This window comes from Streptomyces sp. NRRL WC-3549, assembly GCF_000721935.1.
In the GTDB taxonomy this organism is placed as follows: Bacteria; Actinomycetota; Actinomycetes; order Streptomycetales; family Streptomycetaceae; genus Streptomyces.
In genome coordinates, this window is the sequence record NZ_KL585395.1 from 193,514 (window position 1) to 208,129 (window position 14,616).

Below are 14,616 nucleotides of genomic sequence, written 5' to 3' on the forward strand. Positions count from 1 at the left end.
GGCGCTCGGGCCAGCCGGCCACGACGACGAGGGTCTCGGCGCCCGCGTCGACCAGCCCCCGGAACAGTTCCGGGAAGCGCAGGTCGTAGCAGGTGGCGAGGCCGATCACGGTCTCCGGCAGCGCGACCGAGACGAGCTCCTCACCGGCGCCCATCATCACGGCCTCGCCCTGGTCGAAGCCGAAGCGGTGGATCTTGCGGTAGGCGGCGGCCCGTTCGCCCTCGGGCGAGAAGACGAGCGAGGTGTTGTACAGCGTGCCGTCCCCGGCCCGCTCGACGAACGAGCCCGCGTGCAACCAGGCCCCGGCCTCGGCGGCGGCCTTCGCCATCACGTCATGGGTGGCGCCGGACAGCGGTTCGGCCTCGGCGGCGAATTCGGAGGAGGCGAACGCGCCGACGGTCCAGAGCTCCGGGAGCACGACCAGATCGGCACCCCGCTGGGCAGCCACCAGCGAAGCCGCCCGCTCCCTACGGGAATTGGGCGACTCGTCCGGGTTTACGGCGATCTGGATGAGGGAGGCGCGCACACTACCACCGTCCTGGCATGGGAGACGTCAACACCGGCCTACGATCGTCACACGAAAGCACTGCCGGGGTGCCTGCTCGCAGCGTAACTTAGGAGCCCCACGCAACCCGCCGTCAGTCCCGGCCAGCCCGCCGGAACTACCTGCTCTTCAGCCCATGCACCGCAGAAACGCACGAGGGGTCCCGTGACCGTCCATCCCAGCCTCCAGACCTACGCCGATGCCTGGACTCAATCCATCGAGTCGATAGCCGAGCTGGTCAAGCCGCTCGTCGAGGGGGAGTGGAACCGACGCACGCCCTGCCCGGGCTGGTCGGTGCGGGACATCGTCTCGCACATCATCGGGATGGAGTGCGAGCAGCTCGGTGATCCACGTCCGATCCACTCGCTGCCGCGCGACCTCTACCACGTGCAGAACGACATCCAGCGCTACATGGAGATGCAGGTGGACGTCCGGCGCCACCACACGGCGCCGGAGATGACCTCGGAGCTGGAGTACACGCTCATCCGCCGCATGCGCCAGCTGCGCAACGAGACGCGGGCCCCCGACACCATGGTGCGGGCGCCCCTCGGGACCGAGCAGACCCTGGAACTGGCACTGCACATGCGGGCCTTCGACGTCTGGGTGCACGAGCAGGACCTGCGGACGGCACTGGGGCAGCCGGGCAACCTCGACTCCCCCGGCGCACTCGTCGCCCGGGACACCCTGCTGGCCGCGCTGCCGAAGGTCGTCGCCAAGGACGCGGGCGCGCCGGCGAACTCGGCCGTGGTCCTGGACGTCAGCGGCCCGGTGGAGTTCCTGCGCACGGTCCGCGTCGACGGCGAGGGGCGCGGCTCGATCGACGGCGCCCCGTCGCTGGGGCCGGCGGTGACGCTGACGACGGACTGGGAGACGTACTACCGGCTGGCCTGCGGGCGGGTGCGGGCGCAGGCGGTGGAGGACCAGGTCAAGATCGAGGGCGACCAGGAGCTGGCGACGGCGATCCTGCACAACTTCGCCGTGACGCCGTGAGGCCGTGAGGCCGTGAGACCGTGAGGCCGTGAGACCGTGAGGCCGTGACACCCTGACGCCGTAGCCGCCGGCCCCGCGCCCCGACCTGGCGCGGGGCCGTGGGCGGGGCCGGGAGCCGGAGGGGCGACGCCCGGTCCGGGCGCCCCCTCACACGGGCACGTGCACGGCCTCCACCCGGCTGATCACATGGTGCTCGCGTTCGCGCCGGGTGGCACGCGCGTGCAGCCGGAGGATCTGGGCGACCCCGAGCGCCTCCAGGACGAAGACCGAGGCGAACGCGACGCGGTAGTCGTCCCCGGTGGCGTCCAGCAGCACCCCGATCGCGAACAGCGTGGTCATCGAGGCGATGAAGCCGCCCATGTTGACGATCCCGGACGCGGTGCCCTGACGCTCCGGCGGGTTGGCGGGCCGGCCGAAGTCGAAACCGATCATCGACGCCGGGCCGCAGGCGCCGAGCACCACGCACAGGGTGATCAGCAGCCACATCGGCGCGTGGTCCCCCGGGTAGAAGATCGTGCTCGCCCAGAGCAGGGCCGTCATGGCCACTGTCCCGAGGGCGAGCGGGGCACGTGCCGCGTGGTGCCGGGCGATGACCTGCCCGTAGACGAGCCCGACCACCATGTTGGAGAGCACCACCAGGGTGAGCAGCTCCCCCGCGGTCCCCCGGCTCAGTCCCTGCGCCTCGACCAGGAACGGCATGCCCCACAGCAGCAGGAAGACCATGGCGGGGAACTGGGTCGTGAAGTGCACCCACATCCCCAGCCGGGTGCCCGGCTCCCGCCAGGCCTCGGCGATCTGCTTCCGCACGAACGCCGCCCCGGCGTGTTCGGCGGGCGGCGGCTCGTGGCCCTCGGGGTGGTCCTTCAGGAAGAGCAGCATCACCACCAGCACCACCACACCCGCCAGCGAACTGCCGACGAACGTGGTGGTCCAGCCGAACCCGTGCAGGGCGCGGGCGATGACGAGCGTCGAGACCAGGTTGCCCGCCATCCCGAAGAGCGCGGCGACCTGGCCGATCATGGGTCCGCGCCGGGCCGGGAACCACCGGGACCCCAGCCGCAGGACGCTGATGAAGGTCATCGCGTCACCACAGCCGAGCAGCGCACGCGAGGCGAGGGCCATCCCGTACGAGGGGGAGAGCGCGAAGCCGAGCTGCCCCAGGGTGAAGAGCACGGCACCGAGGACCAGGACCTTCTTGGTGCCGAGGCGGTCGACCATCAGGCCGACGGGTATCTGCATGCCCGCGTAGACGAGCAGTTGGAGTATCGAGAACGTCGACAGCGCCGAGGCGTTGACGTCGAACCGATCCGCGGCGTCGAGGCCGGCGACGCCCAGGCTCGTACGGAAGATGATGGCGACGAAGTAGACGGCGACGCCGATGCCCCAGACCCAGACGGCACGCCGGCCGCCGGGCGGATCACCGGGCAACGCGAGGCCGGGAGCGGCGGAGGTCATCGGTCCTCACCCCGCACCAGCACCCTGACCCGGCTGACATGACGGCGTACGACCTGGGCGGCACCCTCCGCGTCACCGGCCCGGATGGCCTCCAGCAGCTCCCCGTGCTCGGTGATGTTGGCGGCGATCCTGTCCGGGTGCGCCTCCATCACGGCGACGCCCATCCGCAACTGCCGGTCACGGAGCTGGTCGTAGAGGCGCGAGAGGATCTCGTTGCCCGCGTGGCGCACGATCTCGGCGTGGAAGCAGCGGTCCTTGACGGACACGGCGGCGAGGTCACCGGCGCCGGCGAGCTGCCTCTGCTCCTCCAGGAGTTCCTCCAGCCGGGCGATGAGCCTCGGGGGCGCCGGGACCGCCTTGCGCGCGGCGAACTCCTCGACCAGCAGCCGGGTCTCCACCACGTCCGCGATCTCCTGCGCGGAGACGGCGAGCACCAGCGCCCCCTTCTTCGGGTACAGCTTGATCAGCCCTTCGACCTCCAGCCGCAGCAGCGCCTCCCGGACGGGCGTACGGGAGACCCCGACGGCCTCCGCGAGGTCGCCCTCGGTCAGGAGCGTGCCGCCCTCGTAGCGGCGGCCCAGGACGGCTTCCTTGATGTGGGTGTAGACCCGCTCGGCGGCGGGGGGGCGCTTGACGGGAGGCGAGGAGGGCCGGGCTGGGGCAGGGGGTGCGGCAGGCATGCACACAGCATAGATACAACAGGGATGCATCGGCTCCCACGTCCGGATTCTGGACCGCCGGCGGCCCGGCCCCGGAGATGCCGCGCCCCGGCCGCGGCCGCACAGCGTGCGCTACGTTGATGAGGTGACAGGCCACGCCATCGAAGAGGTACGTCTCACCGCGTTCAAGAGCTTCCGGGGCGCGGTGCTCCCGCTGGCACCCCTGACCGTCCTCATCGGACGCAACAGCAGCGGCAAGTCCAACGCCCTCGACGGTCTGGAAGTCCTCTCGCGGCTGGCGCGTGGCGACGACATCAGCGAGGCGATCGACAGCCGGCGCAGCGCGGCGGGCCCGGTGCGCGGCGGGCTGAGCGGTTGCGTACCGCACGGCTCGGACCGGTTCTCGCTCGGCTGCACGGTCAGTACGGAGCACGGGCCCATCGCGTTCGATGTGACGATCCAGGTGGAGCCGGAAGTTCAGATCATCGAGGAACGGCTTACCGGACCCACCACGAACGGCTCCCGCCCTCTCCTGGTGAGTGGAGAGCCGGTCTCCCACCGCGCGGACATCGACGCCTCGTGGCACAACGGGAAGCGAGGCCGGAATCCGAGCGCCCCTTTCCGCAGCACACGGCTGCTCACGTCCCAGCTGCCCTTGCGCGTCCCGGGGGACAGCGACGGCGAGATCGACACGGTATGGGCAGCCGATACGTTGCTGACCGCGCTGACCGGGGCCTTTCACCTCGATCCCGTACCGCACCTGATGCGCCAGTACGTACAGGCCCGCGACTCCCGTCTCCGCAGGACGGCGGAGAACCTCTCGGCGGCGATCGGCGACATCAAACGTCATGACCAGGAGACCTTCGCGAACCTCGTCGGCCTCCTCCGGGGCCTGGCCGATCATGACATCGAGCGACTCGTCGTCACCAGGTCCGAGCTGGGAGACGTCATGCTCGCGCTCGACGAGGGCCCTCTGGGGCTCACCCCCGCACGCGAGATGAGCGACGGCATGCTCAGGTTCCTGGCGGTCACCACCTCGCTGCTGACCGGTGGTGAAGGGCTGGACCTGGGACCCGTACCGGACGCCGGGTCCGAGCGCTCCCTCACCCTGGTCATCGAGGAGCTGGAGAACGGCCTCCACCCGTCCCAGGCCACGGAGGTGCTGCGCCTGGTACGGGAAGCGGCCGCCGAAAGCGCTACCCGGGTCCTGATCACCACCCACAGCCCCGCCCTGCTCTCCGCCCTGAGCGGCGACGACCACCAGGGGGTCATCGTCTGTTCGCGGGACCGCTCGACCGGCGCCAGCCTCCTGACCCGGCTCACCGAACTCGACGGCTACGCCTCGGCCATGGGCTCCGGGCCGCTGGGGGACGTGGTGACCCACGGCAGACTGGCCCGGGAGGACCGTGGCGAGCGGGACTACTCGGAGTTCGACCGGCTTCTCGGGATCGGGTGAACCAGTGGCTCGGGGGGTGGAGTTCGTCGACACGTCGATCCTGTGCAACCTGCTGGAGGTGCCCGGGAAGTGCCAGGACCGCAAGCGGGCGGTAGAGGAGCTGAAGAGCAAGCGCGAACGCCGGGAGACCGACCTTCTGTTGCCGGTCACAGCCGTTATCGAAACGGGTAACCACATCGCCCAGGTCTCCGACGGCCGATCGCGCCGTTCGTGCGCGGAACGGTTCTCCGGCGTCCTGGTCACGGTCATCGAGGGCAAGGCGCCCTGGGCGCTCAACGAGGTCGAATGGGACGGCGCCCATCTGCGGGCCCTGGTGGCCGGCGGCAGTACCGGCAGCAGTCTGATCGAGCACGCCTGCAACCGGCTCGGCTGCGGCGACCTGAACATCCTGATCGAGCGGGACCGGTATCTCGCCCGCACCTCCGGGGTCCGGGCCACCATCTGGACGCTGGACGAGTTGCTCAGCTCGTACAGCTGACCGCCGCCGCCCCCTCGGGCATATTCACCCGTCCGTGCGTACAGCCCCCGGGCCACCTCATGAGTCTCACCACTGAGCGCACCGCCTCCGTGCCGGTGCCCGGCAGAGACATTTGGAGCGTTGACCTTGATCCACGGCATTACGGGCGCACGTCGCGCATCGGTCGCCACCGTGATCGCCCTGACCACGGGCGCCCTCCTCGCGGGCGGGGCGTTCGCCTCCGGGGCCCAGGCCGCGGCCCCGCCGACACCCTCGATCACCGCCAAGGGCGGGTTCGTGATGAACAACGGCACCGGGAAGACGCTGTACACCAAGGCCGCCGACACCCGGCGCCCGACCGGCTCCACCACCAAGATCATGACGGCCAGGGTGGTGCTGGCCCAGAAGAACCTGAACCTGGACTCCAAGGTCACGATCCAGAAGGCGTACAGCGACTACATCGTCTCCCAGAACGCCTCGTCGGCCCGGCTGATCGTCGGCGACAAGGTGACGGTGCGCCAGCTGCTGTACGGCCTGATGCTGCCGTCCGGCTGTGACGCGGCCTACGCCCTCGCCGACAAGTTCGGCTCCGGCAGCACCCGCGCGGCCCGGGTGAAGTCGTTCATCGGCAAGATGAACGCCAGCGCCAAGAGCCTGGGGCTGAAGAACACCCACTTCGACTCGTTCGACGGCATCGGCAGCGGCAAGAACTACTCGACGCCCCGCGACCTGACGAAGCTCGCGAGCAACGCGATGAAGAACTCCACGTTCCGCGCGATCGTGAAGACGAAGTCGACCAAGCAGAAGGTCACGACCAAGAGCGGCGGCTACCGCTACATGGAGTGGGCCAACACCAACCCTCTGCTGGGCGGTTACAGCGGCGCGATCGGTGTGAAGACCGGCTCGGGCCCGACCGCGAAGTACTGCCTGGTCTTCGCCGCGACCCGCAACGGCAAGACGGTGATCGGCACGGTGCTGACCTCGTCCTCGGTCACCTCCCGTACGACCGACGCCAAGAAGCTGCTGGACTACGGGTTCAAGAAGTAGCCGCGCCGCGGTGTGGAGAAGGGGTCCGGCCCGCGCGACGCGGGCCGGACCCCTTCGCCGTGTGCGCTACGACTGCCGGCGCAGGTCCGCCGTGAAGGCGTCCCAGGCGGCGGGCGCGAGGGTGAGGTACGGTCCGCCGGGCCGCCTGGAGTCGCGGACGGCGACGGTACGGGGGATGTTGCGCGCGACCTCGACGCACTCGCCGTTCGGCTCGCTGTAGCTCGACTTCTCGAAGTGGAATTCGCTCACTCGTTCATCCCCTTGGCAATGCTCTCCACGAACCGCAACGAGTCGTACGGTGACAGACTTGTGGCGCACGTACGCGCGAACAACTCAGTGTAGGCTGCGCTCTCTTCGGCGCCCTCAACCCAGTTGGTGGAGCGCAGACCATCCATGTGCACCACGTCCACCGCGCCTTCCTCCGCGAACGAGAGGATGTTGAAGGGCCCGCCACCGCAGGAATGCACCCCGGCTCGAAAGGGGAGCACCTGTACATCAATGTTCGGTGCTTCCATCAGCTCACGCAGATGGTGAAGCTGCTGCCGCATAGCCTGGGGACCGCCGATCATCTGGCGCAACGCCGCTTCCCAGATCACCGCGTGCACGCGTAGCGGGTTGTCGCCGTGCAACCGCTGCTGGCGCCGCGAGCGCACGTCGACAAGACGCTCGATTTCCTCGATCCGGTCGGGCGAGACGGCTGCCACCGCAAGCGCCCTCATGTACTCGGGTGTCTGGAACAGCCCTGGAATCAAGGCGAGCTGCCAGGTCCGCAGCCGTAGAGCGACATCTTCCATCGCGATGTACTCACGCAGGCTCCCTGGTGTGAGCGAGGTGACCCACCACCCCTTCGCCTTGCGCCGCTCTCGGTCCAGCTTGGCCAGCCGGAGCAGGCTTTCCAGGGTCCCCGGGGCATCGACCCCGTACAACTGGCAGAGCGCGATGACATCGGGATCCCGGAACGGAACCCACCCACGCTCCATCTTCGCCACTTTCGCCGCCTGAGCGCTGAGGACTTCCGCGGCCTGCGTCTGATTCAGACCCGCAGCTTCCCGGAAGCCCAGCAGTTGGTTGCCCAACTGGCGGGCCAGCACCGTAGATACACGGTTCCCCATGTCCGCACGCGCTTTCGGCACCGTTCACACCTCCTGTTGTCGGAGACAGTCTGCAAGCCCCGGATCACCGGCCACAATCACCCGCTCGGGGATAATTATCGCCAGGATATTGTGCAGCCATCGGGACGCGGCTACGTTCGGTACCGAGCCGCTCGCTCAGCGGAACCAACCGGCGGAAGTGCACCGCCCTGCCCTGCTCCGGGCCGCCCCGGCCCCCCCGCACCGCAGGTACCGGCATCGCCACCGCCCGCACCCCACGGAGGCACGCGTCCATGACCGCAGCCCAGGAAGTCCCCGCGCCCGAACCCGTCCTCCGCCGGGACCGGCTCGACTACACGCCCACCTCGCGAAGCGTCTCCCTGTGCCGGCACCGGGCGGCCCGGCTCGTCGCCCAGTGGGGGCATCCGGAGCTGGCGGGTGACACCGCCCTGCTGGTCAGCGAGTTGGCGACGAACGCCCTGCTGCACGGCTCGCTCCGGGGCCGCCTGTTCCGGGTGGAGCTGACCCTCACCGCCGCCGCGCTCCGGATCGCGGTCAGCGACCCGCGCGGGGAACGGTTGCCGGGCCTGCGCGCGGCCGAGGACGACGAGTGCTACGGGCGGGGCCTGACGGTCGTGGCGCGGCTCGCCGACGACTGGGGCGTCGAGCCGCGTGGTGTCGGCAAGACGGTGTTCGCCGAGCTCGCCGTACGGCGGCGGGCACCGGACATGCCGGTGGGCCCGCACGCCATGCGTGCGGGCCCACCGGAATCACGTACCGCGACGGCCGTCAGGCCCAGGTGATCAGCCGCTTCGGCTGCTCCAGGATCGCCGCGACGTCCGCGAGGACCTTGGAGCCCAGCTCCCCGTCGACCAGCCGGTGGTCGAACGACAGGGCCAGCGTGGTGACCTGGCGGGGCTTCACCTTGCCCTTGTGGACCCACGGCTGGAGCTTGATGGCTCCGACCGCGAGGATCGCGGACTCACCCGGGTTGAGGATCGGGGTGCCCGTGTCCACGCCGAAGACGCCGACGTTGGTGATGGTCACCGTGCCGCCCGCCATGGCGGCGGGGGACGTACGGCCCTCGCGGGCCGTGGAGACCAGCTCGCCCAGTGCCTCGGCCAGCTCCGGCAGGGTCTTCTCGTGCGCGTCCTTGATGTTCGGCACGATCAGGCCGCGCGGGGTGGCCGCGGCGATGCCCAGGTTGACGTAGTGCTTCTGGACGATCTCCTGGGACGCCTCGTCCCAGGCGGCGTTGATCTCGGGGTTCCGCTTGATCGCGACCAGCAGCGCCTTCGCGACGAGCAGGAGCGGGTTGACCCGCACCCCCGCCATGTCCTTGTCCTCCTTGAGCTCCGCCACCAGCTTCATCGTGCGCGTCACGTCCACGGTGACGAACTCGGTGACGTGCGGAGCCGTGAAGGCACTGGTGACCATGGCCTGGGCGATGGCCTTGCGTACGCCCTTGACCGGGATACGGGTCTCCCGGGCACCCTGGGCGGCTGCCGGGGCGGGGCTCACGGCCGCCACCGGCTCCTCGACGGCGGGCGCGGGCTGCTCGGGCGTGGCCGGGGCTGCGGCCGCGTGGACGTCGTCGCGGGTGATGACGCCGCCCTCGCCGGTCGGGGTGACCGTGGCGAGGTCGATCCCGAGGTCCTTGGCCAGTTTGCGCACCGGCGGCTTGGCCAGCGGCCGGCCCTCCGAGACCGGGGCGGGCGCGGACCGGGGCGGGCGCGGAGGCCGCCGGAGCAGGAGCCGCAGGAGCGGGGGCCGCCGCGCGGCCGTTGATCTCGGCCTGGACGGCAGCCGCGGCCGGGCCCGGGACCGCGACCCCCTTGCGGGCACGTCGCTTGGTGGAGCTTTCGGCCACGCCGTACCCGACCAGCACCGGCTGACGGCCCTTGGGGGCCTCCTCCGCCTCGGGTTCCGGTACGGCCTCCTGCGCGGGTTCCGGTGCGGCCGGGGCGTCACCGCTGCCGGGCGCCACGTCCACCGCGATGATCACCTGGCCGACGTCGACGGTGGTGCCCTCGGGGAAGCGCAGCTCGTGCACCACCCCGTCGAACGGGATCGGCAGCTCGACGGCCGCCTTGGCCGTCTCGACCTCGCAGACCACCTGGCCGTCGGTGACGGTGTCGCCGGGCTGGACGAACCACTTGAGGATCTCGGCCTCGGTCAGTCCCTCGCCCACATCGGGCATCTTGAACTCACGGAAGCGAGCAGACGTCTCGGTCATCGTCGTCACGACCCCTCTCCTCAGTACGCCAGCGAGCGGTCGACGGCGTCGAGCACCCTGTCCAGGCCGGGCAGGTACTCGTCCTCCAGCCGGGCCGGCGGGTACGGGGCGTGGTAGCCGCCGACCCGCAGCACGGGCGCTTCGAGGTGGTAGAAGCAGCGCTCGGTGATCCGTGCGGCGATCTCGGCCCCGGAGCCGTAGAAGACCGGCGCCTCGTGGACCACGACCAGCCGGCCGGTCTTCTCGACCGACGCCTGGACGGCGTCGAAGTCGATGGGGGACATCGACCGCAGGTCCAGGACCTCGACCGACTTGCCCTCCTCCTGGGCGGCCGCGGCGGCCTCCAGGCAGACCTTCACCATCGGGCCGTACGCGACGAGCGTGAGGTCGGAGCCCTCGCGGACGGTGGCGGCGCTGTGCAGCGAGCCGGGGATGGCCTCGGTGTCCACCTCGCCCTTGTCCCAGTAACGCCGCTTCGGCTCGAAGAAGACGATCGGGTCGTCGCTCTGCACCGCCTGCTGCATCATCCAGTAGGCGTCGCTCGGGTTGGACGGCGAGACGACCTTCAGGCCGGCGACGTGGGCGAACAGCGCCTCGGGCGACTCGCTGTGGTGCTCGACGGCGCCGATGCCGCCGCCGTACGGGATGCGGATGACGACCGGCAGCTTGATCTTGCCGAGCGCGCGGGCGTGCATCTTGGCGAGCTGGGTGACGATCTGGTCGTACGCCGGGAAGACGAAGCCGTCGAACTGGATCTCCACGACCGGGCGGTAACCGCGCAGGGCCAGGCCGATCGCCGTACCGACGATGCCCGACTCGGCGAGCGGGGTGTCGATGACCCGGCCCTCGCCGAAGTCCTTCTGGAGCCCGTCCGTGATGCGGAAGACCCCGCCGAGCTTGCCGACGTCCTCGCCCATGATCAGGACCTTGGGGTCGGTCTCCATGGCCTTGCGCAGCGACTCGTTGAGCGCCTTGGCGATGGACATTTTCTGGGCGGCCATGGCTAGTTGCCCTCCTCGGCGAACGATGCCTGGTAGGCGGCGAACTGGGCGCGCTCCTCGTCGACGAGCGGGTTGCCGTCGGCGTAGGCGTGGTCGAAGATCGCCAGCGGCTCGGGGTCGGGCATGGCCCGGACGGCCTCGCGCACCCGCTTGCCGAGCGTCTCGCTCTCCTCGTCCAGCGCGGTGAAGAAGGCGGCGTCGGCGATGCCCTGCTTCTCCAGGTAGGTCCGCAGCCGCAGGATCGGGTCCTTCGCCTCCCAGGCCACCCGCTCCTCGTCCGCCCGGTACTTGGTCGGGTCGTCGGACGTGGTGTGGGCGCCCATCCGGTAGGTGAACGCCTCGACGAGGGTCGGCCCCTCGCCCCGGCGGGCCCGCTCCAGCGCCGACCGGGTGACGGCCAGGCACGCCAGTACGTCGTTGCCGTCGACGCGGACGCCGGGGAAACCGTAGCCCTGGGCGCGCTGGTAGAGCGGCACCCGGGTCTGCTTCTCGGTGGGCTCGGAGATCGCCCACTGGTTGTTCTGGCAGAAGAAGACGACGGGGGCGTTGTAGACGGCGGAGAAGGTGAAGGACTCCGCGACGTCGCCCTGGCTGGAGGCGCCGTCACCGAAGTACGCGATCACGGCCGAGTCCGCGCCGTCCTTGGCGACGCCCATGGCGTAGCCGGTGGCGTGCAGGGTCTGCGAGCCGATGACGATCGTGTACAGGTGGAAGTTGTTGCTGTTCGGGTCCCAGCCGCCGTGGTTCACGCCGCGGAACATGCCGAGCAGGTTGGTGGGGTCGACCCCGCGGCACCAGGCGACGCCGTGCTCGCGGTAGGTCGGGAAGACGTAGTCGTCGTCGCGCAGCGCCCGGCCGGAGCCGATCTGCGCGGCCTCCTGGCCCAGCAGCGAGGCCCACAGGCCCAGCTCGCCCTGGCGTTGCAGCGCGGTGGCCTCGGCGTCGAAGCGGCGGGTCAGGACCATGTCCCGGTACAGGCCGCGCAGCTCGTCGCCGCTCAGGTCGATCGCGTAGTCAGGGTGCTCGACGCGCTCACCCTCCGGCGTCAGCAGCTGTACGAGCTGCGGCTCGGAATTCTGTGGCGTCTTCGCGGCGCTGGTCCGCTTGCTGCTGCGTCGCGGTTTGCGCGCGGCAGTGCTCTCCACGGTCACGTGCGTGCTCCTCCGTCGGTCCGGCCCCCGGGATGGCCGGGAACCAGTGCGGCTCGCCTGTGTCCGTACCCGTGCACGGGGTGGGTGCGCTCGGCCGGAGACAGGCGTGACAGGTGCCCCGGCGAGCGCCCTGTCATAAGCACGTTACCCAGTGCGTCGCATAACTGCGAAACACCCTGTGACCTGCGATTTTGCTTGGATTTCCAAGTAAATCGAAAAAATCGCGAAGCGTTGCTGGTCACAGCGCTGATAACAGCCATCGAGGCCGCCGGAACAACGGCACGTTATCCCGGCGGACACCGCCAGGGAAGGGCGGACGGGAAAGGAGTGTGTGAGACTTCGTTTGTGCGTGAAGACGGAAAAATCACTGTATTCCTGCTCGACGACCACGAAGTCGTCCGCCGCGGAGTCCATGAGCTGCTCTCCGTCGAGGAGGACATCGAGGTCGTCGGTGAGGCGGGCACCGCCGCGGACGCCCTGGCGCGCATCCCCGCGACGCGGCCGGACGTGGCGATCCTGGACGTGCGGCTGCCCGACGGCAGCGGCGTGGAGGTCTGCCGCGAGGTCCGCTCCGGGGACGAGCACATCAAGTGCCTGATGCTCACCTCCTACGCCGACGACGAGGCCCTCTTCGACGCGATCATGGCCGGGGCCTCCGGATACGTGCTGAAGGCGATCCGCGGCAACGAGCTGCTGGGCGCCGTACGCGACGTGGCGGCCGGGAAGTCACTGCTCGACCCCGTCGCGACCGCACGGGTGCTGGAACGGCTCCGTGAGGGGAAGAGCGGCAGGGGCGACGACAGGCTGGCCGGCCTGACGGACCAGGAGCGCAAGATCCTCGACCTCATCGGCGAGGGGCTGACGAACCGGGTCATCGGCGAGCGGCTGCACCGTGTATAAGAACTACGTCTCCAGCCTGCTGGCCAAACTGGGCATGGAGCGACGCTCCCAGGCGGCGGCGTACGTGGCCCGGCTCCAGGCCGAGAAGCGCTGAGCTCCGCCGCGAGGACTTTGGTCCCGGTCCGCTCGGGGCCGCGGACTCTTACACCGTTCCTACCGGTACCGGACAGTGGGAGCCATGCTCTCTCCCCGCCCCTTGGGCCCCGGCGGCCCCGTCGGCAGCGGCAGCGGCCCCGACCCGCTTCCGGACAGCCGTCCGCGTACGGGCTCCGGCGGCCCTTCTTCCGGTTCCGCTTCGGCAGCCGGTTCCGGTTCCGCTTCGGCCTCCGACGGGCGGCGGGCGATGGAGTTGCTGGCCCGGGTGCCCTACGGGCGGCTGGCCGCGAGCATGCGGGCCCTGCCCCTCCTCGCCGTGGCCAGACACCAGGTGGTCGGCGGCCGGGTGCTCCTGCGGCTGCACAGGGGCCTGGGCTACCACGAGTGCTGCGACGGCAGTGTCATCGCCTACGGGGCGGACAACTACGGCTCCCCCGGGGCCCCCGCGCCGGACGACACCGACGGACCGTGGTCGGTGCAGTGCACCGGCCCCGCCGAGCTCACCGATCCGCCCCCTGACCAGCGGGCTCTCTTCGGCGCCGGGCCGCTCGAAGTGAACGGCGAACCGTTCGAGCCGGTCTACCTCCGGTTCACCCCGCACGTGGTGCGCATGCACACTCTCGCTTTCAGCGCAAGTCCGTAAAACCAGCCACGCAGGGTCACCTAACATGTGGCGAGTGCTGCGCTCATCTGTGACTTTTCCACCTGTTCCTCCGGTCGGCGAGGTGCTGCGCCGCTACCCCCGGACCGGTGAGCCCCTCGCCTGCGAGCCGCTCACCAAGGGACTGCTGAACCACGGTTACCGGGTCTCGACCACCAGCGGGACGTACTTCCTCAAGCATCACCTCGACAAGCACCACCTCGACGACGCCAGCGGTGACCACGCCACCATCGTCCGTCAGCACCGCGCGACCCAGCAGCTGCACTCGCTGGGCGTCCCCGTCGCCCCGCCGCTCGCGGACACGGACGGTGACACGGTGACCGTCATCGACGGCCGGCGCTATGCCCTGCACCCCTGGGTGGACGGCCTGCACCGGGACGGCGCCCAGCTGACGACCGCCCAGTCCCGTCGGCTCGGTGCGCTCCTCGGCGCCGTCCACACCGGCCTGGAGCAGGTCATGGAGGCGACCCCGCCGCCCGCCGTACGGGGTCAGAGCCCGGACCCCGCGGACACCTTCGCGCTGATCGACGACCTGCTGGCGTCCGCGTCCGCGCACGGCACGGGCCCCCGGGACGCGTTCGACGAACTCGCCGTGCACCGCCTCGTGGAGCGCCGTGCGCTGCTGGAACAGCACGCCCACCGCCGCCCGCCGCCCCCCGGGGAACCGGCGCGCGGGTGGGTGCACGGCGACTTCCATCCGCTGAACCTGCTGTACCAGGGGCCCGAGCCGGTGGCGATCGTGGACTGGGACCGGCTCGGCGTACAGCCACGGGCGGAGGAAGCCGTACGGGCCGCGGTGATCTTCTTCGTCCGCCCGGACGGCGAACTGGCCCTGGAGAAGGTGCGGGCGTACGCCCGCGCCTACCGGCGGG

The 14,616-nt window shown here is 70.4% G+C and carries 14 protein-coding genes and 2 pseudogenes; 8 read left to right on the top strand and 8 right to left on the bottom strand.

Features of this window, described 5'->3' with window-relative positions; genetic code table 11:
• Positions 1 to 526 (bottom strand): nitrilase-related carbon-nitrogen hydrolase (locus IH13_RS0113730; protein ID WP_031084236.1); only part of this gene is annotated, 526 nt, incomplete at its 3' end.
• Between the two features lie 183 nt (positions 527 to 709).
• Between IH13_RS0113730 and IH13_RS0113735 the strand changes: the two genes are divergently transcribed.
• Positions 710 to 1,534 carry a maleylpyruvate isomerase family mycothiol-dependent enzyme gene (locus tag IH13_RS0113735; protein WP_031084238.1) on the top strand — a complete coding sequence of 275 codons (825 nt, stop codon included), beginning with the start codon at positions 710 to 712 and terminating at the stop codon, positions 1,532 to 1,534.
• A 147-nt stretch (positions 1,535 to 1,681) separates the two neighbouring features.
• Here the strand turns inward: IH13_RS0113735 and IH13_RS0113740 are convergent, their stop codons facing one another.
• Together IH13_RS0113740 and IH13_RS0113745 are read right to left on the bottom strand one after the other, a co-directional pair.
• Positions 1,682 to 2,989, bottom strand: a complete 1,308-nt coding sequence (locus IH13_RS0113740; protein WP_031084240.1) for an MFS transporter — start codon at positions 2,987 to 2,989, stop codon at positions 1,682 to 1,684.
• Positions 2,986 to 3,669, bottom strand: a complete 684-nt coding sequence (locus IH13_RS0113745; RefSeq protein WP_031084242.1) for a GntR family transcriptional regulator — start codon at positions 3,667 to 3,669, stop codon at positions 2,986 to 2,988. The genes IH13_RS0113740 and IH13_RS0113745 overlap by 4 nt, the downstream gene beginning before the upstream one ends.
• A 124-nt stretch (positions 3,670 to 3,793) precedes the next feature.
• On the opposite strand from IH13_RS0113745, the gene IH13_RS0113750 reads away from it, so the two are divergent.
• From IH13_RS0113750 to IH13_RS0113760, 3 genes are all read left to right on the top strand, one after another.
• The gene (locus IH13_RS0113750; protein WP_031084245.1) at positions 3,794 to 5,104 is read left to right on the top strand and encodes an AAA family ATPase; all 1,311 of its coding nucleotides are present in this window, start codon (positions 3,794 to 3,796) and stop codon (positions 5,102 to 5,104) included.
• A 16-nt stretch (positions 5,105 to 5,120) separates the two neighbouring features.
• Complete coding sequence (locus tag IH13_RS0113755; protein ID WP_037841271.1) at positions 5,121 to 5,582, top strand: hypothetical protein; 462 nt, start codon at positions 5,121 to 5,123, stop codon at positions 5,580 to 5,582.
• A gap of 126 nt (positions 5,583 to 5,708) precedes the next feature.
• Positions 5,709 to 6,608: a D-alanyl-D-alanine carboxypeptidase family protein gene (locus IH13_RS0113760; RefSeq protein WP_051835835.1), complete on the top strand. Its 900-nt coding sequence runs from the start codon at positions 5,709 to 5,711 to the stop codon at positions 6,606 to 6,608.
• A 66-nt stretch (positions 6,609 to 6,674) separates the two neighbouring features.
• Here IH13_RS0113760 and IH13_RS0113765 read toward each other — a convergent pair whose 3' ends face one another.
• Both IH13_RS0113765 and IH13_RS0113770 read right to left on the bottom strand, forming a co-directional pair.
• Positions 6,675 to 6,857, bottom strand: a complete 183-nt coding sequence (locus IH13_RS0113765; RefSeq protein ID WP_031084250.1) for a DUF397 domain-containing protein — start codon at positions 6,855 to 6,857, stop codon at positions 6,675 to 6,677.
• Positions 6,854 to 7,741: a helix-turn-helix domain-containing protein gene (locus IH13_RS0113770; RefSeq protein ID WP_234433289.1), complete on the bottom strand. Its 888-nt coding sequence runs from the start codon at positions 7,739 to 7,741 to the stop codon at positions 6,854 to 6,856. Before IH13_RS0113770 ends, IH13_RS0113765 begins: the two co-directional genes overlap by 4 nt.
• A 251-nt stretch (positions 7,742 to 7,992) precedes the next feature.
• Here IH13_RS0113770 and IH13_RS0113775 point away from each other — a divergent pair, with 251 nt between their 5' ends.
• Positions 7,993 to 8,502, top strand: coding sequence for an ATP-binding protein (locus IH13_RS0113775; protein WP_031084254.1), 510 nt, complete (start codon positions 7,993 to 7,995; stop codon positions 8,500 to 8,502).
• Here IH13_RS0113775 and IH13_RS37395 read toward each other — a convergent pair.
• The 3 genes and pseudogenes from IH13_RS37395 to pdhA all read right to left on the bottom strand — a co-directional run bounded on the left by IH13_RS37395 (position 8,489) and on the right by pdhA (position 12,087).
• Positions 8,489 to 9,944 (bottom strand): annotated as a pseudogene (locus IH13_RS37395) (dihydrolipoamide acetyltransferase family protein). The gene IH13_RS0113775 and the pseudogene IH13_RS37395 overlap by 14 nt on opposite strands.
• An 11-nt stretch (positions 9,945 to 9,955) precedes the next feature.
• Entirely contained in the window at positions 9,956 to 10,936 is a 981-nt protein-coding gene (locus IH13_RS0113785) for an alpha-ketoacid dehydrogenase subunit beta (protein ID WP_031084255.1), read from the bottom strand.
• A 2-nt stretch (positions 10,937 to 10,938) separates the two neighbouring features.
• The gene (gene pdhA, locus IH13_RS0113790; protein WP_031084257.1) at positions 10,939 to 12,087 is read right to left on the bottom strand and encodes a pyruvate dehydrogenase (acetyl-transferring) E1 component subunit alpha; all 1,149 of its coding nucleotides are present in this window, start codon (positions 12,085 to 12,087) and stop codon (positions 10,939 to 10,941) included.
• Positions 12,088 to 12,432: 345 nt separating this feature from the next.
• Here pdhA and IH13_RS37400 point away from each other — a divergent pair.
• From IH13_RS37400 to IH13_RS0113805, 3 genes and pseudogenes are all read left to right on the top strand, one after another.
• Positions 12,433 to 13,081, top strand: a pseudogene (locus IH13_RS37400) (response regulator transcription factor).
• A gap of 84 nt (positions 13,082 to 13,165) precedes the next feature.
• Positions 13,166 to 13,726 (top strand): pyridoxamine 5'-phosphate oxidase family protein, encoded by a 561-nt coding sequence (locus IH13_RS37405; protein WP_037841274.1) that lies wholly within the window; start codon positions 13,166 to 13,168, stop codon positions 13,724 to 13,726.
• A gap of 25 nt (positions 13,727 to 13,751) precedes the next feature.
• Positions 13,752 to 14,616 (top strand): phosphotransferase (locus IH13_RS0113805; RefSeq protein ID WP_420713357.1); only part of this gene is annotated, 865 nt, incomplete at its 3' end.

Excerpts from the sequence above, each read along its gene's own strand:
- IH13_RS37405 (WP_037841274.1), top strand. The coding sequence starts at position 13,166 with ATGCTCTCTCCCCGCCCCTTGGGCCCCGGCGGCCCCGTCGGCAGCGGC.
- IH13_RS0113745 (WP_031084242.1), bottom strand. The coding sequence starts at position 3,669 with ATGCCTGCCGCACCCCCTGCCCCAGCCCGGCCCTCCTCGCCTCCCGTC.
- IH13_RS0113740 (WP_031084240.1), bottom strand. The coding sequence starts at position 2,989 with ATGACCTCCGCCGCTCCCGGCCTCGCGTTGCCCGGTGATCCGCCCGGC.
- IH13_RS0113775 (WP_031084254.1), top strand. The coding sequence starts at position 7,993 with ATGACCGCAGCCCAGGAAGTCCCCGCGCCCGAACCCGTCCTCCGCCGG.
- IH13_RS0113785 (WP_031084255.1), bottom strand. The coding sequence starts at position 10,936 with ATGGCCGCCCAGAAAATGTCCATCGCCAAGGCGCTCAACGAGTCGCTG.